At 36.1% G+C, this 23,052-nt stretch carries 16 protein-coding genes; 1 reads left to right on the top strand and 15 read right to left on the bottom strand.

Annotation, left to right across the window (positions count from 1 at the left end; genetic code table 11):
- The first annotated feature begins 317 nt into the window (after positions 1 to 317).
- Positions 318 to 668, top strand: a complete 351-nt coding sequence (locus ACQ334_RS22275) for a hypothetical protein (RefSeq protein WP_430990488.1) — start codon at positions 318 to 320, stop codon at positions 666 to 668.
- Between the two features lie 265 nt (positions 669 to 933).
- Here the strand turns inward: ACQ334_RS22275 and ACQ334_RS22270 are convergent, their stop codons facing one another.
- The 15 genes from ACQ334_RS22270 to asnB all read right to left on the bottom strand — a co-directional run bounded on the left by ACQ334_RS22270 (position 934) and on the right by asnB (position 22,990).
- Positions 934 to 2,457: a hypothetical protein gene (locus tag ACQ334_RS22270; protein WP_430990487.1), complete on the bottom strand. Its 1,524-nt coding sequence runs from the start codon at positions 2,455 to 2,457 to the stop codon at positions 934 to 936.
- A gap of 184 nt (positions 2,458 to 2,641) precedes the next feature.
- Positions 2,642 to 3,709: a glycosyltransferase family 2 protein gene (locus tag ACQ334_RS22265; RefSeq protein WP_430990486.1), complete on the bottom strand. Its 1,068-nt coding sequence runs from the start codon at positions 3,707 to 3,709 to the stop codon at positions 2,642 to 2,644.
- Between the two features lie 233 nt (positions 3,710 to 3,942).
- Positions 3,943 to 5,466 (bottom strand): ArnT family glycosyltransferase, encoded by a 1,524-nt coding sequence (locus ACQ334_RS22260; protein WP_430990485.1) that lies wholly within the window; start codon positions 5,464 to 5,466, stop codon positions 3,943 to 3,945.
- Positions 5,467 to 5,576: 110 nt separating this feature from the next.
- Entirely contained in the window at positions 5,577 to 7,025 is a 1,449-nt protein-coding gene (locus tag ACQ334_RS22255; protein WP_430990484.1) for a UbiA family prenyltransferase, read from the bottom strand.
- Positions 7,026 to 7,108: 83 nt separating this feature from the next.
- Positions 7,109 to 8,158 (bottom strand): non-hydrolyzing UDP-N-acetylglucosamine 2-epimerase, encoded by a 1,050-nt coding sequence (wecB, locus tag ACQ334_RS22250; protein ID WP_430990483.1) that lies wholly within the window; start codon positions 8,156 to 8,158, stop codon positions 7,109 to 7,111.
- Positions 8,158 to 9,135, bottom strand: a complete 978-nt coding sequence (locus ACQ334_RS22245; RefSeq protein WP_430990482.1) for a polysaccharide deacetylase family protein — start codon at positions 9,133 to 9,135, stop codon at positions 8,158 to 8,160. Before ACQ334_RS22245 ends, wecB begins: the two co-directional genes overlap by 1 nt.
- A gap of 2 nt (positions 9,136 to 9,137) precedes the next feature.
- On the bottom strand, positions 9,138 to 10,445 hold the full coding sequence (locus tag ACQ334_RS22240) for an NAD(P)/FAD-dependent oxidoreductase (protein ID WP_430990481.1): 1,308 nt from the start codon (positions 10,443 to 10,445) through the stop codon (positions 9,138 to 9,140).
- Positions 10,446 to 10,473: 28 nt separating this feature from the next.
- Positions 10,474 to 11,442, bottom strand: a complete 969-nt coding sequence (locus tag ACQ334_RS22235; protein ID WP_430990480.1) for an NAD-dependent epimerase/dehydratase family protein — start codon at positions 11,440 to 11,442, stop codon at positions 10,474 to 10,476.
- Between the two features lie 78 nt (positions 11,443 to 11,520).
- The gene (locus tag ACQ334_RS22230) at positions 11,521 to 12,912 is read right to left on the bottom strand and encodes an undecaprenyl-phosphate glucose phosphotransferase (protein WP_430990479.1); all 1,392 of its coding nucleotides are present in this window, start codon (positions 12,910 to 12,912) and stop codon (positions 11,521 to 11,523) included.
- Positions 12,913 to 12,976: 64 nt separating this feature from the next.
- Positions 12,977 to 14,161, bottom strand: a complete 1,185-nt coding sequence (locus ACQ334_RS22225; protein ID WP_430990478.1) for a glycosyltransferase family 4 protein — start codon at positions 14,159 to 14,161, stop codon at positions 12,977 to 12,979.
- Between the two features lie 9 nt (positions 14,162 to 14,170).
- Positions 14,171 to 15,481: a nucleotide sugar dehydrogenase gene (locus ACQ334_RS22220; protein ID WP_430990477.1), complete on the bottom strand. Its 1,311-nt coding sequence runs from the start codon at positions 15,479 to 15,481 to the stop codon at positions 14,171 to 14,173.
- A gap of 2 nt (positions 15,482 to 15,483) precedes the next feature.
- A complete protein-coding gene (locus ACQ334_RS22215) occupies positions 15,484 to 17,421 on the bottom strand; it encodes an alginate lyase family protein (RefSeq protein WP_430990476.1) in 1,938 nt (645 codons plus the stop codon).
- Positions 17,414 to 19,570, bottom strand: coding sequence for a bi-domain-containing oxidoreductase (locus tag ACQ334_RS22210; protein WP_430990475.1), 2,157 nt, complete (start codon positions 19,568 to 19,570; stop codon positions 17,414 to 17,416). Before ACQ334_RS22210 ends, ACQ334_RS22215 begins: the two co-directional genes overlap by 8 nt.
- A gap of 185 nt (positions 19,571 to 19,755) precedes the next feature.
- Positions 19,756 to 21,165, bottom strand: coding sequence for a phenylacetate--CoA ligase family protein (locus ACQ334_RS22205; protein WP_430990474.1), 1,410 nt, complete (start codon positions 21,163 to 21,165; stop codon positions 19,756 to 19,758).
- A gap of 25 nt (positions 21,166 to 21,190) precedes the next feature.
- Positions 21,191 to 22,990, bottom strand: coding sequence for an asparagine synthase (glutamine-hydrolyzing) (gene asnB, locus ACQ334_RS22200; RefSeq protein WP_430990473.1), 1,800 nt, complete (start codon positions 22,988 to 22,990; stop codon positions 21,191 to 21,193).
- Between the last annotated feature and the right edge of the window lie 62 nt (positions 22,991 to 23,052).

The following is a 23,052-nucleotide window of genomic DNA, read 5'->3' as shown; positions in this document are numbered from 1 at the left end:
AAAAGACCTCACCTGGCATTAAAAATGAAAACGCCAGATGAGATTTATCAAACAAAAACCCCGGCTACTTGAGGCAACCGGGATAATTTTAAAATCTGTCAACTTATTTAAGGACTATTCATAGTTGCATTCGTTGAAATAAAGGATATTTTTTGCTTTAAATTTTACTTTTTTTAAACGCAATTTTACCTGCAACGGAATTAAAAAACCAAGCGTCTTAAATTTTAATAAGCCGGACGTTGCTGGAAACTTATACCAACGAAATATTAACATAAGCAACTTGCATTAATGAACTTCCTTAAAAACAGAAAATTGAAATGAAGTATATTATCATCATTTGCTTAATTGCTTTTAGTCATACAGTTTTCGGGCAGTCTGATGAATTTAAATGTCTGAAAAAATCAGGTTATGAGTTTGTGAGTAATGCATCCCTTAGTAAAACAGGAACATTGGCGGTTGATACAGGTAGCAATATAATATTCAGGTTATCCAGGGAATATGATTGTACGCCGGCTATTTTTGATGATGAAATTTTACTGAGAGTAGCCTGGGAAATCCCGGGTAATACAACAGCCTGTAAACTGCAGATCTCTGATAAAGATTCAATGAATTTACCCTTAATTTATATTGTAAGGCGAGGCCCGGATGTTTATGAGAATCAAACATGATCCGAAGGGTATATTAACTGTACATTGATTGGTAAAGAATGGCAGGTAGAAGGTGAATTAAATCTTACAGTTTATAATAGTTTTACTAAAAGTATATCAAACAAAAAATTCAACTTCAAAGAAATTTTAGTGAATGGAAAAAGGAAAAAATAAGTTTACTTCTTTTAGAATCTGAACATTCTTTGTTTCGATGAATGAGCCATATCTAAATGAGATACCCTGGAACCTGAATTAAAACAAAGTTGCATTTATAAATTTTTAATTTCTATTTTTTCTCTAATCTTCTTATCCGTAACGGAAAGTCTTTACTGTGGCCGTAAAATATAGTATCCAGTGTAATGTTATAATGAGAAGGCAGATAGCTATTAAGCATTTTAACGTCTTCATCATTTTCAAAATGTGCCTCTGTACGGTCGTTTATTAATAAATAAGTTTTTGAGTTGGGATTAGCGTTCTCTATTGATTGCCTTAAATCCAGGGTATCTTTTATTTTTGATAAGTAAGAACTGTCAAATTTTAATCCATCAGGCAGGGGAACCAATGCATTTTTGCCATTGTAATTGAATTTAAACTGCAGCGATAAAACCTTATGATAAAAGCAAATGGGTTCGTCTTTATTTTCAATAGTACCAATATACTTGGTTAACGACCGGGTATCATATTCTTTTACCTGGTATTTATAGCTGGAAAGCAGCATGCAGGTATAAAGTATTGCAATAGTACCGAAAACTATATTTCTTATTATTAAAGGATAAATCTGAAACAGTAAGAATACCGACATAAACAAAGGAAACGCAATGGTTAAATAGCGATCATGATAATCCAGTTTGGTTACAGCAAAAAAAACGCTGTTGATTATTACCATGGCGGCGGCGGTAACTAATATTGCATTAAAGCTTTTAAAATAGGTGGTATTTCCGGCTTTATTAACTTTGTACCATTTAAAATAAGTGTACGTGATAAAAATAATAAAGAGCATAAAAAAAGCCCACCTGATTATTCTGTCCACCGAAAACAAATGCATTCCCAGAATTAAGTTTTGCGGAGAATGGAAAACACTGAGCATTCTTTCTGTAAAAGAACTTGTAACAGAGTTGATATAGGCCAGTTCCATAGGATCTGTTGTATACACAAGGCTCAGCACGAGTAATAACCCAACCGGCAATGTATAAAGGCAATACATAAAAAATGCTTTCCATCCTTTAAATAGTAATACCGGCAACGACAATGAAGCAACAAGGTAGATATAGAGGTATTGTGTATGTAAACCCAGTAAGCAAGTAAAAATAAAAAGATATAAATACTTTTTTTCTTTTTTGATATAATAGCTTAAAAGAAAATAGACCGAGGTTAGAGATAAAAATAAAACAAAAGAATAAAGTCTTACTTCCAGGGCTGCCCAAACAGTATAGGGATTTAAAAGAAAAAGTATCACAATCCACCTGGAGCAGCGGGTACCTGATATTAATTGCACCACTTTGCAAAAGAAAGAAGCCGACAAGCCAATAAATAGTACCGAAAATAACCTGGCGAAAAAAACACCCGAATTGATATAACGCCAGATAGAAAGTAGTATAAAATAAACCGGTGGTTGCCCTTCAAAATTATAAGACTGCCGGATTACTCCTGAAAGATTATTTGATGTAGTGTCCAGTGAAAAAATTTCATCGTTAGAAATATTCAGGCGAAGGCATAAAAAAATTATTGCACTGGTATAAACAAGAAGGAAACTATAGAAACTAAAATTTTTTATTGCTTTGATATTGTCCTTAATAACAATTTCCCTCATAATAAACCAAGGTTTAATGGATTTGCAAATTAGTATAATTAGTTTATTAAAAATAACAATAATACCAATCTGCTTAAATAATCTTTGCTCATTTTACTAAGATGTTATACAACACATCTTTTTTTAATTCAACCCTTACAGCCAGAATATTTTACTGTTTACATAGCTGTAAATACCCTGTTACTTATAACTTGTCTGCAAGTTGCTTATTATCTTTTTTTAATGAAGTGCCCAAATGGAACAGCTCTTCAAAATACCTTTTGCTTTGCAGCGACAGAAAGCCTAAACTCAAAAACTGAATGGCAATAACAAACGTGATACCACCTACAAGAAAAGATTGCGGATTGCGTTTAAACTCCGTTGCAAGGCTATGCGAAAAAGACCGCTCTTCTCCAGCCTGCAATACTGTATTGCCCCGGGCAAGGTCTGCCAGTACATCATAAAACAACCATACCAGTTCATATAGTGAAAGCAGCATTAAGATGCCCCCGATTCCGATAAAAAATATATAAGGCCTGAAAATAAAGCCCGACATCAGGCCCGAAAAAAAACTGCGGATTACCCTCAGGCTGGAGGTTCTTTGCCCTTTAAATTTATTCTGCTCCGTCCAATCAAGGTGAGCTGGTATCTCTACAATTTTTGCTCTTAATATCATTCCTTTATAAACAATCTCAGGATTGATCTCGTAATCTTTTGTTTTAAGATTTAACGTTTGTACAAACTCCTTACGGTATGCCCTTACCATGCCGGTAAAAGTGTGATAATTATCCTGTGCAGCCAGGCGCATAAACCGGTTTACCCAACTACTCATGGTCCTTCTTAAAAATGGTACAGCCGTTACTTTACCACCTTTCATATACGGAGAAGCCATTACTATATCAGCGCTGGTTTCAATCAGTTTATCGGCCATTATACCAATATATTGTTCGGAGTAGCTAAGGTCGATATCCATTATAATAATGATCTCTCCCTTTGAATTACTGAACCCGGTTTTAATGGCATTACCCAAATTAAGGTTTGTGGGGTGATGAATTACCCTCACCTTATCGGGATAATTCTTAACCAACTCATTGGCTATCGCTCCTGTTTTATCTTTACTGCCATCATTAACAATTAATACCTCCCAATCATACCGGTCGCTTATACCTTCCATGTATTTCATAATGGTAAGTATATTTTGCTCTAAAATGGCTTCCTCATTGTAACTGGGGGCAACAATGCTTAAAAATGGTTTGGTATTCATCGCTGTCATACAGTTAATTTTTTCAATTTATCAGATATCTGCCGGATTATGGTGTAAACCGGATTTGTTACTCTTTTTCAGCAAGAAATTGTTTGTAAACCTGCTCTTTTTGTACTCTGTAAATCCCTTCTTTTGTTTTCTGCAACATTAAAACAAATTTCTATAAACCCATTTCCGTTTATATAATATCCTTTTTAATTATGAACCATAATAAACGAAATAAGGTGTTATTTAGTATTCCTTTATAATTTAAATAAAATGCACCCATTACACTCAAATAAGGCGGTACAATGTTGTTTAAGTGCTTCCTGCAGCCCCGGTATTTGTTGTATCACCTTTTCTTCTGCTAAAAAGAAAGAAACCCCTTTCATTTTATAATCTGTAATGTTTTTTAACGACAGGTCGCCAACGCATATGTTATACCCCTTACGGTTTAACCAATAAAAAAAATAGGAATTATTGTATGCTTTGGGATGACCCAGGTAATCGCCGCACAGGCCGCCGTTAGCGAGGAGAAGCGAGTCTGGCGGAATTAATTTTGCCAGGCTGTCTTTACAACTATAAAAAGGTGAGGTTTGAAAATTAGTTGGTTTGATCTTTACCAGGTACTTGGAGGTGGCCATTAAAAAATAAGCCATACACAAAACCAATACACCGAGTATAGCAGCACTTTTAATAAACGCCTGTTTGTGGGTAGCATTGCCTTTTGCTGCCTGCAACACCGGAAAATATGTATTGTATAATTCTATTACTGCAGTGCCTAACAAAATGGAAGCAGCCGGAATAGAAAAGATATGATAATAGTAAGCCCAATCATCTGCAGTAGTTCTTACCGCCATAATGTAAAAGATAAAAGCTGAAGCAAGCCAGGCTCCGGCAAGAAAAGTGCTTTCTTTTTTTCTGAATGGAGTAAAAAGCAATGCCAAAATAATGATCAGCGGCCCCACTTTTGTCCATACATGTAGCAATTCAATTTTAAAAATACCTTGAATAAAATGTTTATTGGTAAAAAAATCCATGCCTATCCAGGCATACTCATTTGATAAGCCTAATGAATTACCATATTGAAGATAGAATTTATGAGAGTACCAATACCAGCCAATTGAAGGAAGAACGATGAGTATGCCCAACAGTAAAACCTGTGGTTTGAAAAGAAATTTCCAGCCCTTTTTAAAAATGATCAGTAATAAAAATAAGATGCCGATATTGGCCGCAGTAAGTTTACAAAGAAGAGCCATTGCTGTACAGCAAGCTGCCAGCAGAAAATATTTTTTAGATTGGTCATCAAGCCACCGGATAAAAGTGTACCCTGCGGCCACATAAAAAAAGAACATTGCCGATTCGGGCTGAACGGTATTGGATACTACAAATAAGATGGGGCTGAGAGCAAAAAAAACTGCGGCTGTAATAGCAGCTTTGCTATCCAGTAAATACCTGCACAGCCTGAAGAAAACCAGCATTGTTGCCAGTGAAAATAAAAAAGAGATCATCCTGCCTGCAGGTTCCCAAAATCCGAAAATTTTATATGATACTGCTATCAGGTAAGAATATACCTGGAACTCTCCTTCAGTATAGCCGGGGCCCGAACCATCCCAGGCTACCTGCGGGTGCAGTATATCAGTATGGTTCTGATAAAAATTTTTGGCAATAGTTGATACATCAGACTCACGCCATGATTCTGTATCTACGGCATGAAAAAGTTCGGTGCTTCTTACACCAACACCAATGAGAAAAATAATTATCCAGATTAATTTGATCTGCTTCATTTCGGCTTGTTTTAGGAAAAGGTAATAGAAGTAGATTATGGATTATAATACAAACATGTTTTATAAAGGATGAGGATTCACTTAAAAAATATTTTACGTTTTAATTTTATTTATATCGAGGCCAGTAATATCAACACCCCTGTAATAAGGAATACAAAATAACTGGTCACATCTTTCAATGCAAAAACGATTGGATCATCCGTCATTTTACCTCTTGTTGTAAACAACCAGATACGGCTTATCCAGAACAAAAACAGGAAACTGATGGCCCATAAGATCCTGGGTTTTGAATACAGCTGTGTTATTTCGGGACTGTTGATATACAAGGAAAAAACGACCACTGCTAAAAAGCCACTGGCAATACCCATTACCTGGAGCAGGTTGATATCCTGTACAATATAACCCCGGCCCCTGTCTTTTAAATTCGTTTCGCCTTCTGATTGAATCAACTGAATTAATTCAGAATATCTTTTTACAAAAGCCAGGCTTAAAAAAATGAAAGTTGAAAAAGCAATTAACCAAAACGATAACACCACATCTATTACAATAGCTCCTGCAAAAACCCTTACCGAATACAAGAGCGCTAATATAAAAACATCGTACAGCACAATGCGTTTAAGAAATAAGGAATAGGAAAACGAGGTAATAAAGTAGAAGATAACAATACATAAGAACCACCAGTTAAGTTGAGCAGCAAAAAACAAACCCGCTGCTAAAAATAGTACAGCCGTTATAACCGCAGTTGGAATAGCTATTTTACCGGAAGCTACCGGCCTGAATTTTTTCCGGGGGTGTTTTCTGTCGGCATTTAAATCCAGTAAATCATTTAATAAATATCCGGCAGATGCCACCAGGCTGAAAATGCAGAACCCAAAAAAACTTAGTGTGAGTAATTTAACTGAGCCGTAAGAGTGAGAAGTAACCAGCGGCACAAACAACAATAAATTCTTGATCCACTGGTAAGCACGGATAGCTTTTATATAATCTTTAAGTGATAATTTTTTTAAACCGGCAATAACTGTAACAGTAGCAATTTTTTTTGCTTTTCGTTCAACCGTTTTAGATGCATTAGCCAGGTAAGCATTTCTGCTGGAGGCAAATATTACAAGATCTGCCGAAGAGTTTCCTATATAATCAAACTGTTTATCGCCGAAGTTTTTAACCAGTAGGTTTAATTTAGCCGCACTCTTTAAATTAATATCATTGGTTGAACCGTATACTTCGCTGAACAGGGGATGCACTTTTGCCACTTCCATTGCTGCTGTATAAGGAGATGCAGTTGCTAATATTATTTTTCGGCCTTTTGCAAATTCTGCCTGCAGAAACTCCAGCACTGCAGTATTGTAAGGAAGTAACTCATACTGTATTTGAACCAATGCAAAAACCTTTGCTTTTAAATAAGCCCTCCCTTTAAAAACCCAAAGGAAACAAGTAAAAATATAAAGCGGATTTTTTTTTATCAATAAAATAAGGGCTTCAAATAACAGATCGGTATCTATTAATGTGCCGTCTAAATCAGCAACCAATGGAATAGTAGTATCCTGTACCTGGTTGTTCATTTTATTGTTACTTGTTGAAGATGAAATTGATAAGATTATTTATTGTATTGCAAGCTTTCTATTATCCTTTCCGCACAAAAATATCAGCTACAGGTATTTATTATCGCCACCATTTTTTGTGTTACATCTTCTCCAAAAATATTGGCTTGCTTTTCCGGTACTTTAAAACCGGCAATAGCAGCAGCAATATTTTTTTGCGAAGGATTAATTAATAGATTCCATTTTTCAGTAACCGTTTCCACCCATTCCGTTTCGCTTCGTAAGGTTATGCAAGGTTTACGAAGTATGTACGCTTCTTTTTGAATACCACCCGAATCTGAAATAATTCTTTTTGACGCATGTTCCAAAGCAATAAAATCAAGGTAACCCTGTGGATCTACCAATTGAATATTTCCGGGAACAGTATAAGTAGCAGGCAGCATTTTTCTTGTACGTGGATGAACAGGGAAAATTATTTTTTCACCTAATTGACCCAGTTCACTTAATATATGTTCCAGTATCCCTGAATCATCAACATTATAATGACGGTGCAAGGTTAGTAAGTTAAAAGGCTGATCCTGCAATTTTAAATCAGCAATCACTGTTGATTTTTCCAATGCCACCTGGATACTGTTTTTCATCGTATCTACCATAATATCCCCGGTAAGGTAAGTGCTGCTTCCCAATCCTTCGGTGTTGAGATTATCAACAGCCGTTTGTGTGGGTGCAAAAAGATATTTAGAAAGATGATCAGTAACAATGCGGTTAATTTCTTCCGGCATTGTTCTGTTATAACTTCTTAATCCTGCTTCAATATGTATGATGGGAATATTTTGTTTTGCTGCAATCAATGCACCTGCCAATGTAGAATTGGTATCACCAAACACAATTACAATGTCTGGTTTTTTTTCCAGCATTTCTTTTTCCAGTTTCAGCATCATTTCTGTGATCTGAACGGTTTGATTGCCTGCGCCTACTTCTAAATGAATATCAGGTTTTCTAATACCCAGGTCAGTAAAAATCTGTTCAGACATAGCATAATCATAATGCTGCCCCGTGTGCACAATATACTCCTTGTGATCAGACAATGCCGCCGATAATGGTGCCAGTTTTATAAACTGCGGCCTTGCCCCTACTATTGAAAAAATTTTCATTACTTACTGGTTTCTTTAGGTGTTATTTCCTTAAGTTTTGCTTCATCAAAACGTTTCGAAAATTCGCCCATGGGCAATACTTCAAAATGTTTTTGCATCATCTTCATTGCTGTTTCAAACACTTCTAATTTTTTTTCGCTCTTAATACTCATGCCCGGAAAAAAAGCCAGCTGTGGTACATCATCACCACCAATTAAATCTAGCGGATGTAATAAATAACTCGGTGGTGTTTTAGTTATTTTGCACATGAATATGGCAAAGCGTAAATAAGCCTTCATTAAAAATCTGGATACACCACTAATATAAAGCAGGTAACTCTGGTGAAATGGCAATTTAAAAACCGGCATTGTAGTTACCGGGATTTCCAATAATTTTTTATTACTCTTAAATTTCCAGTTGTATGGTTTTAACGGAAAAAACCCTTCTTTAAATGACCCGAATAATTCTTTGCGGTTTTCTTTTTCTTCTTTTGACAAATTTGATTTTGCAAAATAATACTTGCGCAACAAAGGAGAGATATAAGTGGGTAAAGTAGAAGCATCAAAAATGTAATTTCTTTTTTGCAGCACTTCCAGCAAATCCACACTCCAGCTAAAGCCCGGGCCACGAAACATATTGGTACGATGACCTGTTGCTGTTACAATAGCTTCTTCTGCCATTTCAATTTCCGCTTCAATCTTTTCTTTAGAATATGTTTTTAACCAGCTTTCGTGATGAAAAGAATGATTACCGATCTCGTGCCCTCTTTCAATGATACTCCGGAGTACTTTATGATTTTTTTCTATGGCTGCATCCTGGCCTACCACAAAAAAAGTGATCTTCATATTCAGCTTATCAAATACATCTAAAAATATCGGTACCACAATATCCAAATAAGAAGGGAAGCTCTCCCATCCTTCATCACCATGCACTTTCATGTAAGACCATTGGTCGTCAAGGTCCAGTGATATGCTTGCAGGTATTTTCTTCTTTGCCATTATTATCCTGTAATTTCTTTAAGTTTTGTTTCTGCCACTCTTATGGTTTCATTTACATTTAACGTGCCATCCAGTATATAAGAGGTGTTCACTATATACACATTGGGAATTGATGTAGTGATTGCAGGCAGGTTTACCGAATAGTCTTTTGTTAATACTGTAATTACATGTTTTGCTCTTGCCACGCCAACAAATTTTAAATTATCATCTGTTAACCAGGGATACATTTTTTTAAAATTTGTAATAAAGAATTTTTTTATTTCTTCATCAGAATAATTAAACAACGGATCGGCAGGGCTTACATATTTGGGCAAATAAACTAAATTATTATTACCAAAATGTTTCTTATCTACCAATGCACTCATTTCAATTACACCGGTAAAGGGCACCCATGAGTCGGTAATATTAGTGACATAAAAATTACTGATGGGCTTATCTAACAAAACTGCCACACAAATAACACCGAGGTAATTGATATTATTAAGTTTCTGTGTTTCTGTATCAGAAAGGCCAACGCAAAGTTTTGCAGAAAGCCCGGATGGTAATGTGGAAATTACTTTATCAAACTCTTCAAATAAACCATCTGTAAAAGATATTTGTGCCTTACCACTTGCGGCGGATTTTATTTCACTGGCTACATAACTGGTTTTAATTTCCACGCCTTCATCAATCAGTTTTTGTTTAAAGGCATTGATAATTACTTTGTATCCCCCGGGCACGTACCCAAACATTTCTTTTTTTAAGCCGCTGCGCCTTGCACCATATAAGCGCTGAATAGTGGCCCAGATGAAAACCGCAGATGTTTTGGTATAGCTTTCACCAAGTTTAGCTCTTAAAAGCGGCAACCATATTTTATTAAACGTATTAGAGCCTGACCATTTTTTTAACCATTCTGTTACAGGTACTTTTTCAAGTTTTTTCCAGTTCTTTATTCTTGATGCTACTAAAATGGTAAGGCCAAGGCGAAACTTATCAATTAAATTAAGTGTGGGAAATTTTAAAAACTCTATTGTATCCGACATAGAGTAGAGTTTCCCATTCATATAAAAACCGGTTTTTGTTTCTACCCATTCAATTTTATCTTCTAATCCAATTTCTTTTAAAATTCCCCTGGTTCCAAAATCTGATAAAAGAATAACGTGGTAAAATTTATCCCACTCCACATCATTCATTTTCCATGAACTGGCCAGCCCGCCAAGTTCGGGTGCAGCTTCAAACAAGGTTACTTTTTTGCCCTGCTGTGCCAGCCGGAGTGCTAAAGTCATACCCATAATTCCGCCACCTACGATTCCGTATTTTTCTGCTTGCATTATTATTTATTTCAATGGTTAGGATTAGTTACATCAAAAACTGCTTTTGCCAGTCTATGGTTACTTTTAATCCTTCCTCAAGGTCCCAATGAGGCTTAAAATCAAGTGTAGAACAGAGTTTGGTGATATCGGGTACCCTTCTCATTACGTCTTCGTAATTACCAAATGTTGAGTAAGGAATATAATTAAGCTGAGGTTCTGAATCTTTACCGTTAACTAATTTCCATATTAATATAGCAAGATCTTTAATGGTTATTTCGGCATCAGATTTTGGTCCGGTGTTAAATATTTCATTATCTGACTTATCATTTTCTATACATGCTACCAATGCATTTACGGTATCATCAACAAAAGTGAAAGTCCTGGTTTGAGAGCCATCACCATGTATATCGATCGTTTCTTTTTTAAATGCCTTTTCTATAAAAACAGATTGTGGCCCGCCCCACCAGGTAAGGTTTTGATGAGGGCCGTAAGAACCAAAGAAACGTGTGATAGTATATTTCAGGCCGTACTCGTCGTGATTGGCAATAATATATTGTTCGCCATACATTTTTGATAAGGCGTAAGCCCAACGTTTAACTGTTGTTGGTCCCATCACCAGGTCAGATGTTTCGGCAAATGGTATATTAGGATTTTTACCATATACATCAGAAGTAGAAGCGAAAAGGATTTTTGATTTATCCATAATACACTTGTGTACCACATTCCTCAGCATCAGGTAGTTTTCTTCAAGTGTTCTTAATGCATTTGTATAGCGGGGAATTTTCTGCGATGCCAGGTGAACAATAATATCAGCTTTAACATCTTTAAGCATCAGTGGGTTTGCAATATCCCCGCTGATGAATTCAAAATTTTTATTGTCTTTAATAGGCTCTATATTTCTTAAAAAACCGTAGTTGAGATTATCAATTCCTATTACAGTATGGCCTCTTTCCAGTAATGTTTTTGCAAGATTAGAGCCAATAAATCCAGCTACCCCAGTGATTAATACTTTCATCGTTAGTTTTGTTAGGTATAAGTGTTTAAATATATAGTACGTAATTCGATTATGTCTTCTTTTAAAATTAAAATTCAATTAAAAAGCATTCTTATCCCCTTTAAAAACCTGATATACAGTTAAGAAGAGAATTTGAATATCAAGCCATAGCGTCCAGTTTTCTAAATACCATAAATCTTTGTTTACCCTCATTTTAATCTGGTCGGGATTAGTGATCTCTCCCCTGTATCCATTTACCTGTGCCCAACCGGTGATACCTGGTTTTAAAAACTGGCGTATCATATATTCATCTACAAATTTGGAATAATCAGTAGTATGTTTAAGCATATGAGGCCTTGGGCCTACTAAACTCATTTCACCCTTAAATACATTTATAAACTGTGGAAACTCATCTAAACTGGTGCGCCTGATAAACCTGCCTATTTTTGTAACCCGGCTATCATTTATAGTAGCTTGTTTTAAATCGGCATCTTTATTCTTGCGCATACTGCGGAACTTATAGCAGTAAAAAGGTTTTTTATTTTTTCCTGTACGTAATTGCGAAAAGAAAACCGGTCCCCGTGATTCCAATAAAATTAACAACCCAAGTATAGGTACCAGCCACGATAACACGAAAACAATTACTAAAAGGCTCACTACAATATCCAGTGCTCTCTTTTTTATCCTGTTGCCTACATCATCTAATGGTTCGCTGCGTAAAGAAAGAATGGGCAGTTCTCCAAAATATTCAATATGCACATCCCTGGTAATGAATACCGAAAGATTAGGTACGATCTTAAAGCGGATGCATTCTTTTTCGGATTGGTACATTAAGTCGTAAATATCTTTATTCTGTTCCGGTGTTATGGTAGAAAATATTTCTGACACTTCAAATTCTTTGGCTACCTGCAAGGCCCTGCTCACATCTGTAATAATGGGGTAATGCGATAACTCATGTACATTTTTATCATCTTCAATAAAACCTAAGAGCTGTGTATTGATACCATCCTCTTCAAAATATTTGGCCAGTTTTTTTGCGGTATCATTATAGCCAAGTATGATCACCTTTTTTATAAGGTAGTGGCTGTTTTTAAAATATTTTTTTATACCAAGATATAAAAAGCGGTTACCCAACAGGCCCACACCAAAAGCTCCCATACTAATTACAATAAACAATCTTGATATGCGGAACTCACGTGAAAAGAACAGGTAAAAAAGTATGCAGATGATCCAGAGAAAATAAACCTGTGCGGTACGTTTAGTAAAATTGTCAAAAAACAAAATTATTTTACCGGCATAGGTTCTAAGGAAAAAAGAGAGGAGTAACCAGGCTGCAACTGAAATGGTCCAGTATTGAAAGTAAACACTCCAGTAATCAACCGGTATACTTTCGGTGAAAAAGAATTTACAGATAATGTAACCTAGCGTAAGGGCAAACAGATCCAATATCACAAGGGTCATTTGTAAGTATCGTTCAAACTGCTTGTTCATACTGTAATGGTAAATTTATTGTGGTGTTTTAAATACTTTAAAAAACTATTATATAACGCTGATTTTATATTTTAAATATGTTTTTATAAAAATTAATCAGCTTTTTGCTTTCATGATTCCATGATAATTCGTTTACTACCCTGGCATAACCATATTCGCCCATTTTCTTCCTTTCTTCCGGCCTGTCTAACAGCCATATTATTTTATCCGCAAAATCTTCTGTAGATGTATTATCAGCATATAAAGAAGCATCTAATGCAGATAGTCTTCCTTCTTTAAGATCAAATTGTACAATTGGTTTTTTAAGCGCCATATATTCCATGATCTTATTCATGGTAGAAAGATTATTCATTTCAGTTGGCTTATCGGGGTTTACACAAATGTCTGCGGTATTCAATACATCAACCAATGTAACATCATCCACCCTGCCATAAAAATCAACATACTCACCTAAGTTCATGTCTTTGGCCTGTTGCTGAATTTTCTCCAGTTCTGTACCACCGCCGATGATGGCAAACTGTACATCATTACGTTTTGCAATGATCTGTTTTGCAGATTCAAGTAACAGATCTAAACCTTCCTGCTCTCCAATTACACCAACATAACCAATCAGAAACTGGCGGCCTTTTTTATATTGTATATTGCCATCACCCAATTTTAAGCGATCCAGCTTAGGGCCACTTCTTACCACCTGCACTTTTTCAGGAGGCATTTTTCCCCTGCGTATGGCAATCTCTTTATAAGATTCGTTGGTTGCAATACTATAGTTTGCGGTTGCAAAAGTTAAGCGTTCTGCCAGCATTAAAAATTTATAAAAAAGCCCTTTCTTATTATACTTGGCAATGTATAATTCCGGGTTAATATCATGATGATCAAAAACATACTTCACACCAAATATTTTATAAAAGATAGCTACTAAAAATATAAGGTCGGGTGGATTACAGCCTTGTATTACATGAAACCTTTTCTTGCAATAGATCTTAAAGCTTAAAAAAGATTCCCAGAATAATGCCATGGAATACTCCAGCATATAACCCCAGGCTCCTTTTGCCTCAAATGGTAATGAATGGCGGTAAATATCTATCCCGTTAATTACTTCGAAAGATTTCGTGTATCCCTTCATTTTAGGGCATATAATAGAAACCTTAGCCCCGTTTTCCATCAGGGTATTCGCTTCCTGCCACACTCTTCTGTCGAAGGGAACCGGTAAATTTTCAACTACTATTAATATGTGTTTTTTCTCAAACATGCTTTTTATTTACCAGTTAATTCCTTTGTAATTTTTTTTAGCTCTCAACGCTTCGGGCAATCGTACCATATCTACAATTACAGTTGTATCAGGTGTTTTTTCTAATACTTCCAGGTATTCTTTTTCCTTATTATTAATCACAATTACATCTACATCTTTTCCCAGTTCGTTGATATCACTTACCATAAGTTTAGAAAGATGCGGAATATGATGATCGATGTAGGCTTTGTTTGTACCTGTAAGATTAGAAAGGTAGATATTTTTATCGTAAATCTTTACTTCGTAACCCTTGCCCAGCAAGGTTTCCACTACAGTAACCGCCGGTGAATTACGTAAATCATCCGTGCCGGCTTTAAAACTTAATCCTAAAAAACCGATTCTCTTTTTTTCGGTGTGTTGTATCAATTCCACTGCACGGTTTATCTGCAGTTCGTTCGATTTATTAATGCTTTCAATTACCGGCACATTTACATACAGGTCGTGCGCCAGTGTTTGCAACCCTTTTAAATCTTTTGGCAAACAAGAACCGCCAAATGCAAAACCGGGTTTAAAATAATACGGCGAAATATTCAACTGTTTATCCTTACAGAATATTTCCATCACTTTGTGTGAATCAATACCCATCTCGGCACAAATATTTCCCACTTCGTTACCAAAAGAAATTTTAAGCGCATGAAAAGTGTTGTTTACATATTTCATGATCTCTGCAATTTTAAGATCAGTAACAATAACTTCTCCGGGTAACTGGCGATACAGGCTGGCTACTTTTTCAGCTGCATCAGCATTATCGGAACCTATCAGTGTTAATGGCGGATTGTAATAATCATCAACTGCAGTACCTTCTCTTAAAAACTCAGGATTATCTACAATAGCAAAGTCAACATTTCTTTTTTTACCTGATACTTCTTCTACAATGCTGGCAAACTTATCGCAGGTACCGGGCATAATGGTAGAGCGTATAGCAATAACATGAAAATCTTTTTTCTCTTTTATACCGAGGCCGGCAATTTCTGCAACCTTAAAAATATAACTCAGGTTAAGATGCCCTTTATCACTGCTCGGTGTTCCCACAGCAATAATACTGATGTCGGTTTTAAGAATAGCTTCTTTTGAATCGGTAGTGGCTTCGATATTGCCTTTAGCTCTTTGATCTGCAATGATATGGTCGATATCTTTTTCGATAATAGTTGCTTTACCGGCATTTATCTGGTCTACTTTAGTCTGGCTCACATCCACACCAATAACGTGATGACCGTTCTTTGCTAAACAGCCCACGCTTACGCAGCCTACATAACCTAATCCGAAAATACTGATGTTCATAATTAATTAATTGATATTATTGTTTCCAGTTGAATATTCCCCGAAAATTGCAGGGAACAAAGTATTGTATTGGTTTGTTCTTTATGTAAAAATGAATTGGAATACCATCCGGTTATTTCAGGATGTAGTTGTCCGTTTAATAATACGGCTTTTAATTTTTGATCTGTTCGTAATTGCACATTTCTTCCGTTTTTATTGATCAAGGTAAAATTATGCTCATCATTTTTTTGTACGCTTATTGCCGGATGCAAATGAAACGGTACTTCTATAAAGCAGCTGGTATTTTTTGTTTCGATAAAATCAGTAATAGTAATCTTCAGTTGAACTTTATCAAAAACTACCTCCCTGGTATGACTTACACCTTGTTTTTCGTAGCCATTGTGCGTTGCTTTGATGGTATCAGTGGTTTCAGTTGTTTCAGCTTTAAGTACTGTACACTTATAATGATTCAACCACAGGGTAGAACCTGCAAAGTCTGCCTGGTTAAGTTTATTTACCCTGATGGTATTATGCGCCAGTGTGCTTACAAAATAATTACGCCATTCGGGTGCAGTGTGATAGGTATACGTGCCGGGATCAACAAAAACGGGTTGCCCGTCTACATGCATAAAAAACGATAATGCATCTGCATGCCCATGTGCTGCTATAGAAAGAAATCCCAACGGAGCTGCATCAAAATGAAAATAAACTTCTTTATCGCCTTCTTTTTTTCTGCAATAAAAATGTCCTTCTTCGGTATAAAATGCTGAGCCCTCTGCAATGCTTTTATTTTCTACAGCCTCAAATGCTTTTTTACCTGCTGCACCAAACAACAATTGATTCTTTGCATCAAAGCCATTTGATTTTGCTTTAAGCACCGGATCGTTAAATATTATAGCACCTGAACTTAATATAGATTTAAAATTATTGAAGTGGTGATCAAAATCAACAATAAAACATTTTCCATCGTCTTCATCGCCATACTTTGGAAAATTGCCTTTACAATCCAGAAAGCTGCAGATATAATTAAATATTTGATGCAGCTGTTCTTTGTATTGTTTTGAAAAAGGATGTCCTGAATTTTCTCCTGCTACATAAGCCACTAAAAAGAAATCGGTAATAAACTGAATGTACTCTGCCGCTTCTTCTTTATTCACCCCATTTTTTGAATGCTGTTTTATAATTTCAGTTTCAAGCCCCTGTTGAGAATAGCTGATCCATTTTGGCGATTCGTTAAAAGACCATTTTACCGAAGCCACAAACAAACCTGCATATTCGGAAATAAGATGGTTATTAGCGGATGAATATTTTGAAGGATTCTTATAGGAATATACACAATGCTGATGTATCATTGGCAACCAATCGTTGGTAACAAATGTTTTAAATGCATTGTTGTCTTTCATCAATTCATCTGCCTTAATTACTTCCCAGCAAAGAAACCAGTTGATCAAACGTAAGTTCACTTCAATATTGCTATACCAGTTTACGCCTGCCAGGTAAGGATTACTTTCTTTCCAGGATTGATTAATACTGATGAACTGGTTAAGTGTAGCTGCGTCTTTTGTTTGATGGTACTTAATTGCCACCTGCATTAAAAACTGCATGCGGTTAATTTCCCACACACATTTTGCAGAAAGATCTGGGTCTTGCCTGATGCTTATACTTTTTGCAAAAGAAAGCGGGAAACTTTTTCCTGAAAAAATGTCCCTGTGCCAATCGGCAGCTTGTATATTTTTATAATTGAAATTCTTTCCAAAAATATGTATCTCATCATCATGCAGCGTTACCTCCTTCTCAAAAGCAGGTTGCAATAGTTGCTTTGAAATTATATTATTAAGCGCAGCAACAGGCTTGCCCTGGTAAACTCTTTGTTCCAGTTGCTTTATCATCATTTGCTTTATCCTGTAGGGGAATTCAGCAATTGAAAAAGTTTTAAGCCGGTTGATGTAGAAATTACTCATTTATCAGGGTATCTAACGACGTACTATAGTTTCTTTTTGTTTGAATACTTTCCACAGCTAAAATTGCGGTATAGCTATTTACTAAAAGCGATTGAAAAGAAATTGGTGCCACACCGCTCTTTATTGATTTTGCTAAAACCGACATTTCTTCTTTCTGCCCTTTATCAATCATTAAAAATTGTTTTTTAGATACGCCGCCGTCTTTGTACACCGTTACTGTTTTAAAATTGTCGAATTCAATATTGGTTCTGTAACCAGTGATCAGCATTTTTTCTTTGGCATATTTTTTATCGCCATCTGCCAGGTAAGCAATTACGCAGGTTGATCCGTTACTGAATTTGATATTGATAAAAGTATTGTCCTGCTCGGGCATACCTTCTACTGCCGTTGCACTTGCAAACACTTCTACCGGATCTGCATCCAGCAAATATTGCAGTGTATCAATAAAATGACATACTTCTCCAATTACCCTTCCACCTTGTTCAGGCGATTGGTACCATTTATCCATTGGAATAAAACCGGCATTTACCTGGTAGTAAATTGAATACCTGATATTTTGTTTCAGTTGCTTTTTCAGGTATTTTATTGAATCTGAATAACGCCTGTTATAACCCACCATTAATAGTTGTTGCTGTGCAGTATAACTTTTGTAGATAGCTTTCAATTCAGGTATTGATATAGCTAATGGTTTTTCTACATACACATGTTTGCTTTTGTCTAAAGCATCTACGACCATTCTTGCATGCTGGTTATGGCGGGTTGCAATAACAACGGTATTAATGTCTTTATCAGCAAGCATTTCGTGATAATCAGTAGTTGCATACCTGAAACCAAATTTTTGTGCTTTATCTTTTGCATTGATACCCGTTGCAGTAGCAATACCAATAAGGTTAGCTTCTTCCTTTAAAAAAGGCATCAGCATAGTGCTGGCATAATTACCGGCACCAATAACACCAATAGTTGCTTTATCAGATCTGATCGCTTTATCATTAGGGATGTTTACCCTTTTTGTTGTGGTATCAATATCCGTATCGTACTTTAATACTACACCCAAATAATCTTCTTTACCGGCTTTAATATCCAGGAATGCTTTTTCTGAATCATTAAAACTAAACTGGTGTGTAATGAGTTTTGAAAAATCTATTTTGCCATCTTTTAAAAGTTGCAAAATAGACATCATGTTACGTTGCTCTGTCCACCTTACATGGCCTACCGGGTAATCGATTCCTTTTTCTTCATAGATGGGATCATATCTTCCCGGACCATAAGAGCAAGAGAATCTAAAATCCAGTTCTTTATGATAATACAAGTCCCACGGCAGATCCATTTTTGTAATGCCGATATCAACGATCTTCGCTTTGTGTCTTGCTATTTTTCCGGCAAGAATAATAGGATCGTTGCTTTGGGTGCCGGTGGTTATAATTATCGAATCGCATCCAAAGCCATTGGTAAGTGAACCTATCTCCTCTTCAAAATTATTTTTTGTTGCAGCCTGGGCAAAATAGGCACCGTTACTTATAGCAAGGTCACATTTGCTTTGCGAAATATCAAAACCAAAAGCCCTGCATCCATTGGCATTAATAATCTGAACCAATATCTGGCCTAACAAACCCAATCCAATTACTGCAACATTCTCTCCTATCTGAGATTCTGTTTGCCTGAAGCCCTGCATGGCAACTGAAGCAATAGTTGCAAAAGAGGCGTCTTTTAAATCAACTCCATCCGGTACTTTAGTGCAAAGGTTTTTAGGTATAAAATTTACTTCGGCATGATTGGCATAGCCTGCTCCGCCACAAGCTACCATGTCCCCTACTTTTAAATTGTCTACGCCTTTGCCCACTTCTATCACTTCCCCTGTAAGGCTGTAACCCAATGGCGACATAGAATCCAGCTTATTCATCACTTTTCTATAGGTTGCTACAGGGCCTAATTGTGTGAGGGTATTTAAAACATCTTTTACCTGCTCGGGTTTTTTCTTTGCCATTTGAAAATAGCTGAGGTCAGCATTTTTCAATTTCATGATCTCGGTACCCACACTCACTGCAGAATAAACCGTTTTTACTAAAACGCCTCCGGCTTTACAAACCGGCACTGGTAATTCTTCCAGCGTTAATGAATTTCTTTTAATATTCTGAGCTAATTGTTTCATCCTGCTTTAATTGTTTATTGTTTATACCGAAAAGGCATAAACGAAATTTGTATGCTATTTATTTATTGAGTAATTTATAATTAGGGTGTTGTTTCAGTTTAAGGTAATGTTTCAGTTTTAAAATCTATTTTAATTGACCATGCAAGTTACTGCAATGCCCAACAATTCATTTATAATCCTTGTTACTATACTGTAACCACATTAATACCGGCACCTTGTACCTGGGAAAGTATAAACCTGTACTTCCCGTTTTTTGTACGTGGTATCCTGTCTACATATTCAAACGTAATTTTCATTCCACTTCCCAGCCTTACTCTTGCTTCTTGTATAATTTGTTCTTCGTCTTTTTGTGTGTAGTTTTTATCCTTCACCACTTTTAAAATAATAGTTTCTTTAGTTGGTTGCACAATCTGTGCTTCCACTACATTCACTGCATCTTTAAACAGGTGATCTAAGCGGCCAACTATTTTTCCTTCCGGTGTTATTACATAATCTTCTATCCTGCCTTCTACTTTATCTATCAATAATCCTCCTCTGCCGCATTTGGCAACCTGGTTTACTGCCACAGTTACCATATCTCCCACATCATAGCGTATCAATGGAAAAGCGGTGTTGTTAAAATTAGTTGATACTACCCTGCCTGTTTCGCCTGGCTTACAAGGTTGGTTATCTTCGTTCAATATTTCCACCACACTGTGTTCTTCTTTTAAATGCAGTTCGCCACATTCGCATTCTACAATATTGGCGCTCATTTCTGATGTGCCATACCAGTTAAATACTTTTACATTAAACGATTCTTCGATGGCCTGCCGCTGAAAATCCAACAAGCTTTCTGATGCAGTGAATACAGCTTTAAGCTGCAGTTTTTTCTTACCGTATTTTTTATATGCCAATGCCAGCAAATACATCGAAGATGGATAACCATGCAAGAGCAATGGATCAAATTTTTCTAATTGTTCAATATAAAATGGCAAAGTTTCGCTGCTCATGTGATATGATGAAAAGAACAAATGATTGTTCGCTTTATCAAACGCCCAGAACGGTGGCTTTGTTCTGCCTGGTATTGCAACCGGGTGTCCGGCACATGCTGCAATTTTATCTTTCCCTTCAAAGCTTGCCCCTCCCCATCTGTAATGCATTTCCCTGAATGCATACTCGTACTGGTAAGCCTGTTCACTTAAGGGAAATACCATTGCCGAACCGGTGGTGCCGCTGGTATGCCCCCAATAAACTTTTTTACCCGCCGTGTTATAAAACTCTTTGCTGTTTCTTTTTACTGTTTGCTTAGCTAAAACCGGAAAATCACCTAATGCAATTGTATCCGATGCCAGCAATGTTTTATAAGGTTCATTCTGCTGGTAAAAAGGAACCTCTTTTATTGCCGCAAAAAAAGCAGCCAGTTTTTGTTGCTGGTAATTTTTCAATTCTGCTTCTTTCCAATACTGTGCTTTATCTAAAAATGCAATCTGTTCTTTAAAAAAAGGGCCAAAACGTTTTTTACGCTGCTGCATACCATATGCAGAAGTAATAAATACTTTGAAAGGATAAGGTGCCTTATCAAACAAGTCTTTTATAAATTTATTTCCGTAACCCATTCGTTATTGCGTACTACTTTAAAACTTATGAAATACTACCCAGGTTCCTGATACTTAATTCCAAACACAAAAAGGCCCATAGCTTATCTGCATGATCAATATTTTTATTTACATGCAGGTCAAAACATTTTTGTATCACTTTAATATCAATAAAATCTTTTTGTACAGAAGTATTGATCGCATTCTGCATCATGTCTTTCAACTCATGCGATAGCCAATGCTTAATAGGCAGATCGAAACCTACTTTTTTACGATAGATAATTTCCGGATCGATATATCTTGCTGCCAGCTTTTTGATCAGGTATTTTGATACTTTATCTTTCATTAGTAAATCTTCGCTGATACCAGCAGAATAGTTTACCAACTGATGTGCTAAGAACGGCACCCTCAATTCCAACGACGCTCCACTTGTAGAGCGATCAGAACGATTGAGCAGATCATTAGGCAGCCTGTCTTTTATATCGATATCCAAAGCATGCTTGATATCATATGCTTTTTTAGGATCGTCGTTATTATAGGTTTTTATCAGCTCACTCATCAGGTGAGGCTCAAAAATTACTGCTGTACCGTAAAATGTAGGCTTATTCAAAGCATTGTACAAAAAGTTGTAGTGCTTGGAATAATTTTTAAATAACGATACCACACCTGATTTAAATGGAACTGCCCTGCCAATAGTTTTATGTATTTTATTGGTCCAGTTAAAATATTTATAAGAGTTATAGCCTGCAAAAAGTTCATCGCTGCCTTCGCCTGCAAGAAGCACCCTGTAATTCATGTCGTGGGCATACTCGGAAATTTTATACAGCAATAAGGCAGAGGGGTCAGCAACAATATCATCCTGGATAGTGATCCAGTTATCAATACTGTTTAAAAAATAATCAGCATCTACTTTTATTTCGTTGTACCCGATATTGAATTGCGTACATATTTTTTTAGCGTATTCTGATTCATCATATTTTTTATCGTGGAAGCCAACTGTAAAAGCATTGAGGTTACTGGTTTGTTTAGATGTAAGTGCAGCAATTAAAGATGAATCCACGCCACCACTTAAGAAAAGCCCAACTGGCACATCAGCTACCAACCTGTTTCTTATGGCATCGTTAAGTAATGCTTCAATTTCATCAATGGTTTTATTTTCATCCGTATGTGTGCTGGTGATTGCATCTCTCTGCCACCATACTTTTATCTCACTGCTTTTTTGTGTTTTGGTATCAAACTCTAAATATGAACCCGGAGTTAACTCCATGATATCATCAAATATAGTTGCCGGTGCTTTAAATGCCCGGTTAAGATAATACTGCCATAGCTTAGAATGATTCAATCTTTTTTGAGAAAAGATAACCAGTGGGGTAATGGTAGATGCAAAAGCAAATACTTCGTCTGTTTCAATAAAGTATACCGGTTTGATACCTACCCTGTCTCTGCAAAGTGTAAGTAGCTGGCTGGCCTTGTTATAATAACCAAAACCAAACATAGAGTTGGTTTTGTGTAAGAAGTTGATGTATTCTTTATGCAATCCCTTCAGCAGTACTTCTGTGTCCGATTTTTTTACATAGGTCTCGTCGGTGTACTTAAGGTCTTTGTAATTGTATACTTCGCCGTTATAAGTAATTACGCCATTGGTATCTTCCATAGGTTGCCTGGCATTACCAATGTCGATAATGGAAAGCATGTTATGATAGAAAAATAAATTGGGCGTAACTTCAAACGCATTAAATTCATCAGGCCCTCTTTTGTGTTGTTTTTCTCTTACAAGATCTTCAAACTTTTTTAAAAGCCTGGTATCTGTTTGCTTTTTAAAAAAAATCCCGGCTATCCCACACATACTAAATGTTTTAATTTTAAGAATTTAATTTAAGTATTCAAATAACAAGCGTTTATTATTAA

The sequence above is a fragment of the Ferruginibacter sp. SUN106 genome, from assembly GCF_050611765.1.
In the GTDB taxonomy this organism is placed as follows: Bacteria; Bacteroidota; Bacteroidia; order Chitinophagales; family Chitinophagaceae; genus Ferruginibacter.
This window is presented reverse-complemented; position numbering and strand designations above follow the sequence as displayed.